General features: G+C 65.4%; 10 protein-coding genes. 1 reads left to right on the top strand and 9 read right to left on the bottom strand.

What is annotated here, in order from left to right:
- Window positions 1–20 precede the first annotated feature (20 nt).
- The gene (locus AC07O0_RS27805) at window positions 21–782 is read right to left on the bottom strand and encodes a hypothetical protein (protein ID WP_494627698.1); all 762 of its coding nucleotides are present in this window, start codon (window positions 780–782) and stop codon (window positions 21–23) included.
- Between the two features lie 220 nt (window positions 783–1,002).
- Here AC07O0_RS27805 and AC07O0_RS27810 point away from each other — a divergent pair, with 220 nt between their 5' ends.
- Window positions 1,003–2,820 (top strand): hypothetical protein, encoded by a 1,818-nt coding sequence (locus tag AC07O0_RS27810; RefSeq protein ID WP_494627700.1) that lies wholly within the window; start codon window positions 1,003–1,005, stop codon window positions 2,818–2,820.
- A 22-nt stretch (window positions 2,821–2,842) separates the two neighbouring features.
- Here the strand turns inward: AC07O0_RS27810 and AC07O0_RS27815 are convergent, their stop codons facing one another.
- The 8 genes from AC07O0_RS27815 to AC07O0_RS27850 all read right to left on the bottom strand — a co-directional run bounded on the left by AC07O0_RS27815 (window position 2,843) and on the right by AC07O0_RS27850 (window position 13,537).
- Complete coding sequence (locus tag AC07O0_RS27815) at window positions 2,843–3,373, bottom strand: HAD-IB family phosphatase (protein WP_494627702.1); 531 nt, start codon at window positions 3,371–3,373, stop codon at window positions 2,843–2,845.
- On the bottom strand, window positions 3,370–4,446 hold the full coding sequence (locus AC07O0_RS27820; protein WP_494627704.1) for a hypothetical protein: 1,077 nt from the start codon (window positions 4,444–4,446) through the stop codon (window positions 3,370–3,372). Before AC07O0_RS27820 ends, AC07O0_RS27815 begins: the two co-directional genes overlap by 4 nt.
- Window positions 4,447–4,451: 5 nt before the next feature.
- Complete coding sequence (locus AC07O0_RS27825; RefSeq protein WP_494627706.1) at window positions 4,452–5,258, bottom strand: class I SAM-dependent methyltransferase; 807 nt, start codon at window positions 5,256–5,258, stop codon at window positions 4,452–4,454.
- A 21-nt stretch (window positions 5,259–5,279) separates the two neighbouring features.
- Window positions 5,280–6,029: a TylF/MycF/NovP-related O-methyltransferase gene (locus AC07O0_RS27830; RefSeq protein WP_494627708.1), complete on the bottom strand. Its 750-nt coding sequence runs from the start codon at window positions 6,027–6,029 to the stop codon at window positions 5,280–5,282.
- A 53-nt stretch (window positions 6,030–6,082) separates the two neighbouring features.
- The gene (locus tag AC07O0_RS27835; RefSeq protein WP_494627710.1) at window positions 6,083–8,041 is read right to left on the bottom strand and encodes a hypothetical protein; all 1,959 of its coding nucleotides are present in this window, start codon (window positions 8,039–8,041) and stop codon (window positions 6,083–6,085) included.
- A gap of 170 nt (window positions 8,042–8,211) precedes the next feature.
- A complete protein-coding gene (locus AC07O0_RS27840; protein WP_494627712.1) occupies window positions 8,212–9,501 on the bottom strand; it encodes an oligosaccharide flippase family protein in 1,290 nt (429 codons plus the stop codon).
- 20 nt (window positions 9,502–9,521) lie between these two features.
- A complete protein-coding gene (locus AC07O0_RS27845) occupies window positions 9,522–10,043 on the bottom strand; it encodes a YdcF family protein (RefSeq protein ID WP_494627714.1) in 522 nt (173 codons plus the stop codon).
- A gap of 137 nt (window positions 10,044–10,180) precedes the next feature.
- Window positions 10,181–13,537, bottom strand: coding sequence for an ArnT family glycosyltransferase (locus tag AC07O0_RS27850; RefSeq protein WP_494627716.1), 3,357 nt, complete (start codon window positions 13,535–13,537; stop codon window positions 10,181–10,183).
- Window positions 13,538–13,558: the final 21 nt, after the last annotated feature.

A 13,558-nucleotide genomic window follows, 5' to 3' on the forward strand; every position in this document is an offset into this window, starting at 1 on the left:
CGAGCCGGCTCGCGACTTCCTCAGCGTAGTATCCGCAAGCCGAGCTTGACACTATTCGCTGCGGTGTCGGTGGCAAGCTGGCGCGACCAGGCCCAGAACTTGTCCGACCAGCGCTCCGGATGGACGCTGAGCTGCACGAAGGGGGGCCGGTGCGTCTGCAGGTGCTCGCCGACGGCGGCGGAACTGGCGACGCCCGGGGCACGCTTGCCGCCGATGGTGTCGCGCAGATTGGTCAGCCGCGCATCGAAGCTCCGGCCGGTGTCGGTGAAGAACAGGAACTGGGACCAATCCGCTGACAGGATGCAATCCTTGACGCCGCTCTCGACAAAGGAGCGGTGATTCCAAAGTTCCATGTTGTTGTGCTTCGCCAGCGGGCTGCCGTGCATGGCAATGCTGCGTACCGGGACGATCTCGCGCAGCGCGGCGAGATTCCTCAGATACAGCGCATGGGCCTTGTCGGGATCGTATTTGGCGACATGGAAGTCTTCGTAGTGATAGCCGATCTCGTGACCCATCGCGGCGATCTCGCGAATGATTGCAGGGTTGAACGCGCTGCCGACCGTCCGGAAATAATAGGTTGCCGGCGCGCCACGCGCCGCCTCTTCATGCGCCATCGCCAGCGCGTTCTCGGGCCGCCGGTCGACGTCATGACGCAGGATGATGACCGGCTCACCCGGCCTGGCCCCGTCCAGCCAGTCTCCGACCCGCACCGGTCGGTATCCGGTGGCCAGAGCGGCATCGACAATGCCGACATAGGCCTTCAAAGTGAAATCGCGCGCCATGGACCCCTTCCAAACGGCGCCCTTGTGACGGCTCCGGGCCCGCCATGCAAGGGGAGGGTGCAAGGCTTAGAGTAATTGCGGAGATTGGACCGCGTTTCACTGCGATTGCTCGCCAAGTACTAGCCCTGTATGTCGCAAGGATCGGCGATCTGATCGGCAGACGGAAACGGCAATGCGACTAGTAGTCCTTATAGCGGCCTGTCTGCTGGCGACGATGGCCGTGGCCGAGTCCTGGGTCGATGTTCCGCTGGCTCAAGCTCCCGACGGCTCGGCCCTGCTGGTTTCGGCTGATGGACGGCAGTTCGCTTATCGGGCCCAAGGCGAGCAACCCAAACCGTTGCCGCGCGACTTCATACCGCAGGCGCAGCTTCAGCGTTCGCCCGGCGGCAATCTGGCGATTGGCCGCTGGGCACTGCGGGATGGCATTGCTGCCGCCGTCGAGCAAGGCGACGGATACCGAGCGCTCGGCATCGAGGAGAGTCTGGCCACCAGGCTCTATTTCCTGCACGCGTTCAACATGGGCAAGAACGCCTATCTCGTCATCTACGATGTGGACGAGACGATGCCGTCGGGCCGGTCCGGGCGTGTCGTGCGCGACGGGGTGGACATCTATAGGGCGACTCCCGCTGGCGATACGCTTCGACTGGAGAAGGTCGCCGACAAGCTGACCTTGTCGGGCATCGACGCTCGTTATCAGGACCTCGCACTGTCGGACGGGCATCTGCTTTGCGCGCAAACAGCTTGTGTGCGGCTGACCGAGGACGCCAATGGCCAGATTGCTCTGACGGAGATCAGGCGCGAAGGCTGGACAGGGCGGATCCTGATCGAGGCGGCAGCCGTCGACGGCGGGGTACGTGGCCTGTTCCGCCTCGACTACGATGACCGCTTTCGGTCGCCGCCGGCTGTCGGCGAGGTGATCTACCGCGACTGCGCGATCTGGCCGCTCGGCGATTGCCGGGATGTGCCGGCGGACTGGTTGCCGAAGGGCTATACGCCGGCGGGGGTACCTGCGGCCTTGGAAACCTGTGCCGAGGTCGAGGCCCTGCTTCGCCGCGATATTGCGCGTATGCCTGGGCACGGTTTGACCTATCTCGGAATGAACAACCATGAGGGCCGGCTGCCTTGGGGCCAGGTCTATGTCCTCGACGGCATGCTTGACGTGATCGAACGTCTGGCGCTGCCGCAGCCGCGCTTCGATGCCTTGCGCGAGGACATGCGCCGTCGCGTTGAACTGGAGCTTGGGTGGTGGTCGCGCCTCGCTGAAACCGACAAGCCCTGGTTCTGGTCACGCCGATACTCGCTGGAGCGGGTCGATATTCTCTCGATCGTCCATCTCGGCCGGATGGCCAGAGTGGTTGGTCGGGCCATGAGAGCGGGGGTACTCGGTGACGATCGCTTAGCTTCCGCGTTGCGACAGGAAATGACCAGCTTCGGACGCTCGGTCGAACGCCTCGACGGCGCGGGACTCTTCATTAAGAAAGGTGCTCCGTTCTGGCTCGATGGTGCCAATACACCCTGGAACTTCCATAGCGGCTGGATCGAAGGTGTCTCCGAGTTGCACCGGCTGCAGCCGATCTCGCCTGATCTGCAGGGAACGATCCGCAAAATGACCGCATCGTTCCTTGCGATCGAGATATCAGAGAAGCGTCCACGTCTGTGGCAGTACTGCACCGGTCCATGCCAGGAAGGTTGGAATGCAGCTTCAGGGACCTCGGTCAACACGCCTAACTGGGAAGGTAACAAAACCAGGACCAGTACTGCGCATGTCAGCTATCGAACCATGGACGTTCGGGCCGTGCTCGACGCGATGAAAACCTTCGGTGACGCAGCGCCGGCTTGGTTCCCGGCTTATGTCTCGGAACTCGTCGAGCAGGGCTGGATCTACCCGATGGGCGCTGCGCCTCTGCGTCAGTTCGGCCTGTCGCCAGTGCTGTCGCCGGCATTGATCGCGGCTTACGGGCGGGCTGCAACTCCCTTCGACAATCACAACCAGATCTGGGCGATCGACGCGGCTGCCAAGCGCTTCAGTTGCCAGTAGATCCGGGGAACTGTTGCTCCCCTCAAACCCGCAGCACCTGCTCGAAGCGGTCGAGCAGCGGGTTGTCGGAGGGGTGGTCGGCGATTGCGAAAGTGCGGCGCCAGCTCTCGGCCGGGAAGCGTTCGTCGATGAAGCGCGCCTTGCCCTCGCCATGGAGATGCCGGTAGGCGCCGTCGACGAAGGACGAACCGAAGGCGTGGTCGAAGCCGAGCAGGCGGCCCAGCGGCTCGACATAGTCGTTGGGCGAGGCGGAGAGCAGCACCGTCGTCGCGCCCTTCGCCTTCCAATCGTCCAGCAGCGCCAGCCTGTCGGCGATGACCGCGGCCTGCAGGCGTGCGCACAGCGCCGTGACCGCCTCCTGCGAGGCGAACTGGCGCCCGAGGCGGCGATGCGCCTGTGCCGCAAAGCCGGCGCGGTCGAGGAGGCGCAGCCTGCGCAGCAGCGCGGCGCCGAGCAGCACAGGATCGCGTATCAGGTTCTGCCGCACGAGCTCGGCGAAGCTGTCATGCGCGATCAGCGTGCCGTCGAGATCGAAGACGCAGAGGTCCTTCACGCGCCCCTCCGCAGCAGAGCGAGGAAACCGAGCGGGTCGGTCAGCGGATTGATGTCCAGCCTTGCGCTGACCGCAGTGCGCAAGGCGGCCCGCGCTTCGCGCATCCGGCCCTTGGCGAGATAGCCTGCAAGCGCGAGCAGGTTGAGCGGCAGCAGGGCCGTGCGCAGGCCGGTCGCAGGGGCGGGCGCCCGTTGCGGCGGGCCGAGCAAAGGCTCGAAATAGTTGGCGCCGTCGACGAGGCCCTGATGCACCGAGCCCCAGATGCGCGGATTGCACTCGATGAAGCCGAAATCGCCGGGGCCGCGCCGCTTCAATTCGAACATGGCAAAGCCCGACCAGGGCGCCTGTGCCAGGACCTGCTCGACCAGCGTGCGCAGCGCCGGCAGGTCGTCATAGGGATAGCGCTCCCGCACCACGCTGGAGCCGCCGGTGACTGGGTATTCGCAGACGCGCCGATGGGCGTAGCCGACGAGGATGCGCCCGTCCTCGAAATAGCCGGAGAAGCCGACGCCCTCGCCCTCGAAATAATCCTGGATCACGCAGTCGCGCGGCGCGGTCCCCACCCGCTCGCGCATGGCCGCGCGATCGGCCTCGCTGCGAAGGTAGAAGACGCCGGCGGCGGATGAGCCGCGCGTCGGCTTGACGACGAGCGGCAGCGGGGCGTCGAGCGTGTCGTGAGCGCGCGGGGCGGGCGCCCCGATGCGCTGCAGCAATGCGCCGAAGGCGAGCTTGTCGTCGAGCGAGGCATAGAGCTCGGGCGAGCCGACATAGGCGAGCGCCCGGCCGAAGCGCTCGCGCGCCGCCATCAACAGCCTGATCTCCTTGCTGTTGATCGGGATCAGCAGGTCGACGTCGCGCTTGGCGACGAGGGCAGCCAAGGCCTCGACATAGGTGTCCGGATCGGACGGCCCGGCCGTCAGGATGTGGACGTCCCGGACCCAGCGCGAATGGACGCTGCCGACGAAGGGGCGATGGTCGGTCGCGATCACCTCGACGGACGGGTAGGCCGTCCGCAGGAAGCGCGCGACGACCGCCGCCTTGTAGCTCGAGACGTCGGTGATCAGAACCCGCATGGGTTCTAGGACAGCTTGGCGCCGGCCTCGGGAGCGCGGGCGATCGCCAGCCTGGTGCCGGCGACGATCGAGACCGGAATGCCGGTCGCCTGCGACCACTCGTCGACGGCGCGGCTGACATCCTCGATCATGCCGTAATCGTGCCAGATCAGGACGCCGCCCGGCTTCATGTGGGCAAGGCAGTTGGTGGTGTCGACCTTGACGTAGTCGTAGAAATGGCAGCCGTCGATGAAGGCGAGATCGAACGGGCCGGCCAGCTTGGCGTAGTCGAGCTTGGCCGAATCGCCGAAGACCTGCGTGACCTGCCCGGCATAGGGCGAGGTGCGGTACTGGATGCCGACGCGGGTGCGGTCGGTGATGTTGTTCATCATCTCCGGCACGTGGATCTCGAAGCCGCCCGCCCAGTCCTCGGGCAGGTCGAGGGTCGTCATGCGCGCACCATCCGCGCCGTTGGCGACGAGGTTGAGCGTGGTGTTGCCGTCGGAGGTGCCGACCTCGATCATGGATTGAGCTTTGACATGCGAGGTGATGGCGCAGATCGCCAGCACTTCCTGCGCGTCGAGGGAGAGGTCGCGCTTGCGGTCGTAGCTGCGGAAGACCTTGATGTCGGCGCTCTCGATGCCCGGGAAAATGTCGCGCAGGTCGACGCGCGGCGCTGCGCCGAACGACCAGCTGCCGATGCGGTAGGCCTCGGGATCGCGCGGCTTGATGCCGAACGGGAACATGCGGCGCCATGCCAGCGAGGCCGCGCGGCGCGGATCCTTCAGGGCCCGGGGGATGTTGACGAGGATCTTATGGATGCTGGGATACATGGGGGCTGCTCCGCACGGCTCTTAGCGCTTGATCAGCAGAGCGTGCCCATTGATGTTGTGGACATAGATCAGGTCGTCACGCGTGCGCAGCTCGTCGACGCAGCGGGTCACGCCATCACAGCCGACGAAGCCATAATCGTCGAAGACGATGACGGCGCCGGACGGCATGCGCGGCAGCACGTATTCGACGCAGTCGCGGGCCGACTGGTAGACGTCGACGTCGATATGCAGCAGTCGGACGCGCTCGGACTGGAGCTGAGCGCCGGTCTGATCCGGGAAGATGCCGACGAGGGTCTTGGTGTTCTTGACGCCGAGCGAACGGGCGAGCTCCTCGACGATCGAGGTGTCGGTGTCGCGATGCTCGCCGCCACGATAGTCGGAATCCTCGTCTCCCGCCTTCACGACGCCCGCGAAGGTGTCGCAGAGATAGACGGTGCCGGAGCCGCCGAGCAGCGTCTCCTGCTTCGCCATCATCACGCCGGAGCCGCCGCGCCAGACGCCGATCTCGACGATGTCGCCACCGACCTTGGCCGTCTCGCGAACGAGCGACCAGAGCTCGTACATGCGGTAGATGTCGACCAGCGTGTTGTGCTTGGCGACCTCGAAGGCGGCCATGAACTCGGCGTCGGAGAGCCAGGGCGCCAGGGTCGCGTTGGGATGGGCCTGGCTGTAGGAATAACCGGCCTGCTGCTCGCTTGCGGCGCGCGGGATCCGGTAGATTGCGAAGCCGGTCGCCCGCAATACGGTCTTCACCAGGGTCTTGGGCAGCATGGCGGGTGCAATACCTTTCGTCGTGCGCGGGGCGGGCGGCCCGTCAACCCATCTCAGATGTAGAGCTTCTTGATCCGGTCGATCACCCGGATCGCCTCATCGAAATCGATGTTGATCAGCTGCGTATATTCGCGGATCGACTGCCAGCGCGGCTGGTTTTCCTGCTCGACCATCGCCAGCGCCTTCTCGCGGCTGAGCGCGCCCTGCCGGATCTGGTTGGAGCGGAACGTGTCGTACTCGGTGAAGCCGGCGACGGTGTAGTAGATGTAGTTGTAGAAGGGCGCCGTGCCGTCGCCGATGCGCCAGGTCGACGGCGAGTCCGGCGAGGTCTCCCAGTCGTACTGGTTGATCAGCACGTCGTCGATCTCCTCCTCGATCCAGGGGAGGAAGTCGAACATCGACAGATAGTTCTGCTCGATGGCGTAATAGGAGAAGAACGCCGTCAGCGTGTTCGGCAGCGAGCGGTTGAAATAGGCCGGGTTGGCGGCGAAGCGCATGCCGTACTTGCCGAGCATCTTGAGCTTCTCGACCGAGGGCAGCGTCGACGGCTTGTGGATGGTGGCGGCGGCCGAGCTGACGCCGAGGAAGCCGGTCTTGAAGTCGGTCTTCTCGTACTGGTTGGTGCAGAAGGCCATGGCCGAGATGCCGGTCTCGCGCATGATCCGGTTGGCGTGCCACATCACCTGCTTGTCGCCGGCCATGAACAGCGGAATCAGGCCGATATCGGGCTTCTTCAGCCAGGCCAGGACGTTGGCGCGGATATTCGCGCGCTTCGCCTTGATGTCGGCCGAGACCCAGAGATGCTCGATGCCGAGCTGGCCGCAGATGCGCGCCTGGTTGCGCCGGGCGAGGTCGGTGACCATGCCCCAGTCATAGCTGAAGCAGAGCGGCGTCATGCCGTATTTCTGCTTGAGCAGGTGCAGGCCGTAGCTCGAATCGCGCCCGCCCGAGAAGGCCATGATGCAGTCCGGCGAACCGTCCTTGGAGCGCAACCGGTCGAGCATGTCCTCGAGCTCATGCTCGGGACGTTTCGCCCACGGCTTGTAGGCGTGGCAATAGTTGCAGACGCCGTCGCCATCATAGGCGATGAACGGCATCGTCTCCGGCAGCAGGCACTTGGAGCAGCGGCGCATCGCCTTCATCGCATCGCGATAGCGTTCCGCCTTGTCTTCGATCCTGCGCTGCGTCTGCAGCATCGGGCTGACCGACGGCGCTGCGAGCGCCTCGCCGGCCAGGGGGAAGGTCTCGATCTCGTGGGTGTCGAGCCGCAGCACGGCGCCCATGCCGGCATGGAGCTGGACGATCGTCGCGTCCGCGAAGCCCGGAATCGCCTTGTCGCCGGTGCAGAGACGCTTGGTGATAAGGTGTTCCGAGGTGAAGAAGAAGCCCGAGCCGGTCTTGCTGATCGCGTAGTGCAGCGAGCCGGTGTTGGTGCCGAGCAGCATGACGTTGTGCTGCTTGAGCAGGACCGCGATCGAGGTCTCGCCGACGATCTTCGCATAGGCGTCGCGCAGGGCCTGGGGAAGCGAAGCGCCCGCCGAGATCGAACGCTGCAGCATCGCGGCGATGACTTCGGTGTCGACGTCGGCGCGCGGCTCGATGCCTTCCGGCTTCAGTTCGGCCCAGAGCTCGTCGACGTTGACGACGATGCCGTTGTGGATGATGACGATGTCGTCACGCCGGACCGGCTGATTGTTGGCGTCGATGCCCTGAAGCCCGTTCGTGACCAGGCGGGCATGGGCGATCGCCGAGATCGTCGAGCTGCCGGCGGTGTCGAAGAAGCTGCGCCGGGTCCGCTCCATGACCTGACGATAATCGTCCGTCTTGAGCATCTGGCCGGCCGAGACCGAGTCCTTGTGGACGACCAGCATGTCGGGGGTCGCCACGGCGATGCCGGCGGCCTCCTTGCCTCGGCTCTCCGACAGCAGGAAAAGATCGCGCAGGGCGACCTCCCACTGGGGAAAACTCAGCGCATGATCGCGCTTGATAGAGATACCGAAAATTCCGCACATGCCCGCAGATCTTTGTCGTTAGGTAGATCGGCGCGAATGTCCGGCCGCGACCTCGATTTCGGCGTAGCAGCTATCCGATTGTGTTGGGGATATCAAGACAGAGCATCGATCTGGCGTGCCGTTTCACTCGCCCGGAGCTGGCGCTCCTGCGGCGGAGTCCGACCTATCCTTCAGATGAACAGACGCACCCGTAGGACAAGCCGGGAGATGAGCACGACCGCAAGGCCCATGGTGATGACGGAAAGCCCCATGGCGATCGCGGCGCCTTCCATGCCGAAGCGCGGGATCAGCAGGGCGTTGCCGAGGAAATTCACCGCGAGGCTAAGGGTCATCGCGGCGCTCTGGAGGGTCGGGTGGTTCGCCTGCGACAGGATCAGGCTGTAGCACAGCGGAGCCGCAGCGAAGGGCAAGGCCAGCATCAGCCAGAACAGCGGTTGGCGGGCGGCCGCGAAATCCTGATCGCCGAACAACAGCCCTGCGACATGCGGATAGAGCGTGTAGGCGGCCAGCGCGCCGAGCCCCATCACCAGCGTGACGCCGAGCCCGAGCATCCGGCTGAACCGCAGGATTCCGGGCTTGTCGCCGTCGGCCATGCTGCGGGCGAGCTGCGGCGAGATGTTGTTGCGGACCACGACGACCGCCTGCAGCGCGGCTTCGAAGATCAGGGCTGCGATCGAGTAGATGCCGGCGATGCGGTCGTTGAGCAGGGCGCCGAGCATCAGCACGTCGACCCGCGTGTTGAGTTCGCCGACCATGCCGGCAGGCAGGATCCTGATGCCGAAGCGGAGATGGCGCATGCTTTCGCCAAGCGCCTCGCGCCATCCGCTGCGCAGCGGCACCACGCTGGCGACATAGCTGGCCGAGGCGCACAGCAGGATGAACTCGCCAAGCGACAACACCACCGCGAGCGAATAACCCGGTGCGCCGAGTGCGGTGAGGACGCCGAGGCTGACCAGAATGAAGACGTAGCGCCCGGCCTGAAGCACGGCGAAGGCGCGCATGTGCTGCAGCCCGTTCACGACGCCGAGAAGGAACTTGTTGAGTGCGAACGGGATCAGGCCGGGCGCTGCAAGGACCCAGGCTCCGGCGAAGTCGGGCACGGCTGGGAACAGGCGCGCCAGGAGCGGCGTGCCGAGGAATGCGCACAGGGTGACCAGCGATGCGATGGCGAAGCAGGCGAGCAGGCCGCCCTGAACGATCCGGCGCAGCTTCACGGGGTCGTCGGCCCCGGTGGTCGAGACCGCCTGCAGGGCGGAGAACTGCAGGCCGAACGCGGCGAGCTGGGACAGGAAGATGTAGATGGCGAAGACGACGTTGAACGTGCCGAGCGCCGCCGGGCTGTACCAGCGGCCGATCGCGATGTTGAGCGCGATGCCGGCGAGGGCCAGGAAGGCGAGAGAGACCAGGTTCCAGGCGAGACCGGTCGCAAGGCCGGTCCGCCCGGCAGCGCTTTTCGACACGACGGAGGCTTCCGGTTGCATCAGGCGGCTTCCAGCTTGCGCGAAGCGACGGGGCCGGCGAGCCGCAGGCGGGCGATCGCTGCGCTGACGACCTCTTTCGGCAGCAGCATCGAGAGGTAGGCCAGAGCTTCGTAGTTCAAGCGCTCCAGCCGCGCCAGCGCGCCGAGACCGTCGGGCGTCGCCTGGAAGCGGAGCGGTGCGGTCAGCCCGGCATCGCCGGCCAGGAGCGATAGCCGCAGCAGATGGTAGCGGTCGCTGACGAGGATGACGGCCGAGGGCTGGCCGACCGCCTGGCGTATCGCAGCATTCGCACCGGCAAGGTTCGAAACGGAGTCATTCGAGCCGGTGTCATGAGCGACCTGCTCCGGCCGAACGCCGCTGGCGAGCGCGTCGTCGCGCATGTCGCGGGCGCCGAGATAGCCGCGGCCCGGACGCCAGCCGCCGACGGTCACCAGGAAATCCGCCTGGCCCGTTTCCAGGAGCCTGACCGCGGTCATGGTCCGCAGACGCCGGAAGACCGGACGGTCATCATAGAACGCCACGGCCACCACCGGCCCCGCACCGATGTGCGCGGGCGCGGGGGGCTGAGCGGCAAACACTCGCGAACTGAGCTCGATCCACGCCAACCCGCCGCCATAACCAAGGAGTGCGAGGGCGCCGAGAACGAGCAATGCTCGCCTCATCGCGCGGGCGCCCCCGTCTCGGCGAAGGGGATGAGCGGCAGCGCCAACCCCGAGCGCGCGGCATCCGAGGTCAACGAGGCTTCGATCCGGTGGATGTCGACATAGCCGTATTGCTGCTTGCTGATATCCGCGACCGATTGCTCGATGGCGAGCAGCAGCTGCCGCTCGTTCTGGAACACCACACGTACGCTGCGCGGAATGCAGGGTGGAGTCAGGACCCAGGACATGGTCTCGGTCTTGTCTGCCCAGAGCTGGATCGGTGGCAGTTCGAACGCCTGGACCTCGTCCTTCTGTTTGATCGGGATCACCGACATCAGGCTGAAGTTGCGGACCGGTTCGAGTTCGCACTTGATCAGCAGGGTGGGGGTGATCCGCCCATAGCCAAAGATCGAGGCCTTGAGGTTGATCCGGAGGTCGCCGGCCTTGAACAGGTCCTGGAGCTGAGCCTCGCGGGAGGCTGTCTCCTTGTCCGAGATCGGGCGGAACGGCGGAGGCGATATCAGGGATGCCGAGCCGCTGATGCGTTGCAACCCGAGCGTCGGGAACGGCCAACGTTCATCGAGCGCAGCCGAGGACGGTTGGGTCCGCAATTGCAGGCCGAGGCGAGGGTTCAATGATCTCGCGCTGAAAACCCACCCCTTGTTGACGGCATCAACCGTGGCGCGATCGGATTCCGCCTGGGGGTCTGCGGAAAAGACGACCGAATTCGCGGTCCAGCCATGGACCCTCAGCGTATTACCGTCGCGCAGGCGGAAGACCACCCGGGCCCCGCGCTTGGTGCGCTGGTCGCTGGTGCCGATGCGCGAGAGTGCCGGCACCAGCCAGCCTCCAACGCTCTTGGGCTCTTCGGTCAGGAGGCCAGACCAGATCGTCTCTCTGATGAGAATCGGTGAGCCGACCAGGTCGGTACTAGCTTCCAGGTCACCCAGTCGCTTGGCGACTGGAGGATAGCTGACATACTCGACGATCATGTCGGCCAGGCCCGAGCCGGACAGGGTCGCCTGCATGAGGATGCGGCTTTCGTCGCTCAGCTCGAAATCGGCGGCATTGATGGCGTTCGGGTCGTTCTGCGTTCTGATCGGCTTGGACAGGATCGCGTCCCAGCGGAGGAGTTGCTTGACCATCCCGCGACGGCGCGTCAGCTCGGCGACACCGCTCTGCGGGTCGAGCGTCAGCCTGGTGCGCACGCCATCGACGAAGCCGGGCCCCTGGTCCGTGGTCGCGTAGAGCTGGGTTTCCTTGTCGACCATCGGGACCGCCTTGGCGATCTCGGTCTGCTCGATCGGCGCGTTGGTCTCCCGTACGCGATAGAAGCCCCAGCCATTGCTGCGGGCAATCGGCCTGATCAGATGCGGATCACGCAGGAGTGCCGCGAAGGCGCTGTTGTTGATCTCGGGCAAGGAATAGCCGGGCGCGTAGATCCATTTCAGCCCGCGCTTCAGCAACGCGTCCCGCAGCGCGCGCGGATCGTCCATCACGAACAGATCGGTGAGCGTCGTATCGACGTGGAAGCGGAAGCGGGGCGAGCTGTAGAAGCCGAAGCTGGCTTGCCTGAAGGACAGCGCCATATCGTCGGGCGCCATCAGGTTGCGGGCGATGCCCTCGATTGCCGCTTCGTCGAGCACGCTGCCATCGCGCTTGGCCTGCTCGGTTTCGAGCAGGCGCCGAGAGATCATGTCCTCGTTGCTGAAGTAGACGCGCATGTTGGCATAGCCCAGCCGGAACACGTCGTAGAGCTGGAATGAGATCAGCATCGCGACGAGCAGGCAGCTGGCGAATGCAAGCGGCGTCAAGACGGACTCCCTCGGGGCGGCACCGCCGCGTCCCCGCGAACCGGGGGCGAAGCGTCCGAGCCATGAGGTGAGCGCGTAATATCCTTTCCCGACGGCTTCGTCGGGAATGAGCCGCCCGAGCCCGATCATCGCCAGCGCAATGATCATCGGAACGACCGTGAGCATATAGCGGGCGTTCTTGACGGCGAGGTCGGTGCCGGCCAGCACCGACAGGAAGATCACACCGATATAGCCCAGCAGCGCGACGAGCAGGGGGATGGCAGCGTCGCTGCCGCGTGCTGCGAAGATCGCGATGGCAGTGGCGCGCCGATCGGACCGGGCGAGATTCCGAAGCAGGATCAGCACGGCGATGAGCGTGCCGACGCTCGGCAGAAAGCCGAACAGGTCGGTTCGGGTGAACGGCATCAGGACGCCGAGCACGAAGCGGTCGGCGAAGGTCTCCAGACCGCGTTCGCCGCGGAGGAATTCGGGGACGCCGAGATTGGGAAGATCCCAGACCGGGACGGAGTCCTGGATCGGGCTGCCGAAGATCGCGACATTGCGCAGATAGTGGGGGAGCGCCATGATCGCGATGGTGATCGTGATGATCGCGATGCCTTCGACCAATCTGCGGAGCGAGCCGCGCCAGCAGACCACGAGCATCGGCAGCGCGATCGCCATGGCGAGAATGCCGATCGAGTGCGTCATCGCCGCGCAGCCGATTGCGTAGCCCGCGAGCAGGAAGGCGCCGCGGCCGCCGCTGGTCACGGCATGGATCGTCAAGGCGATCGCGGCGGCGAAGACGGCGATGCGCGTCGCGTCGATGTGAGCGGTCAGCGCGATCTCGAAATACACCGGCACCGAGATCGCAAGAAATGGGGTCAGCCAGAGCCGCCAGCTCAGGCGGCGGTCCGAAGCAAAGACCAGCGCCGCGGCCAGTGCAGCGCTGGCGACGGCGAACCAGAGCGAGATCAGCTTGGCAGCGCCGGCGATTTCGGACGTGCCCTGCAGCATGAAGGCCAAGGCGATCAGCGAGCCGTAGGTCGGCGGGTGAGTCCAGGGCGCGATGAAGCCGCTCGAGGACAGTGCGGTCTTGAGCGGGTAGATGTGGGCATCGCGCTGCTCGTACAGCAGCCGGCCAAGCTGCATGTATTCGAGCGGGTCATTGCCGTGCAGCGGCAGGATAAGCAGCTCGAACGCCAGGCAGAGCGCCGGGATCGCGAAGAGCAGCATGCCCCAGAACGCGATGCTGGAGCCGAAAGGGTGCTGCCCCCAGGCCTGGTGGAGGCGATGCAGATCGGCCGCCAGCGAGCGGAACCTGAGCAGACAGACCAGCAAGGGGGCCGCGGCGAGGACTGCGACATAGAATGTGGTGCTGCGACCCGGAACGACCCAGAAGAGCAGTGTCAGAAGCAGGCCCAGGGTGATCGGCCCGAGAATAGTAGCGCTGGCGATGTATGCCGCGAGCCAGTGGGGGCGGGAAAGCGACGGTCTAGCAAGCGCCCAGCACGCTGCGGCATACAATAGAAACAGGATATATAGCTGAGCCGCCGCAACAATCTGCACCTCGTAGCCGATCATTGAGCGCTCCTCTCGGGAGGT

It is taken from the genome of Allobosea sp. GW821-FHT10B12 (assembly GCF_059415545.1).

Coding starts and splice junctions, on each gene's coding strand:
- AC07O0_RS27805 (WP_494627698.1), bottom strand. CDS start 782: ATGGCGCGCGATTTCACTTTGAAGGCCTATGTCGGCATTGTCGATGCC.
- AC07O0_RS27820 (WP_494627704.1), bottom strand. CDS start 4,446: ATGCGGGTTCTGATCACCGACGTCTCGAGCTACAAGGCGGCGGTCGTC.
- AC07O0_RS27825 (WP_494627706.1), bottom strand. CDS start 5,258: ATGTATCCCAGCATCCATAAGATCCTCGTCAACATCCCCCGGGCCCTG.
- AC07O0_RS27830 (WP_494627708.1), bottom strand. CDS start 6,029: ATGCTGCCCAAGACCCTGGTGAAGACCGTATTGCGGGCGACCGGCTTC.
- AC07O0_RS27835 (WP_494627710.1), bottom strand. CDS start 8,041: ATGTGCGGAATTTTCGGTATCTCTATCAAGCGCGATCATGCGCTGAGT.
- AC07O0_RS27850 (WP_494627716.1), bottom strand. CDS start 13,537: ATGATCGGCTACGAGGTGCAGATTGTTGCGGCGGCTCAGCTATATATC.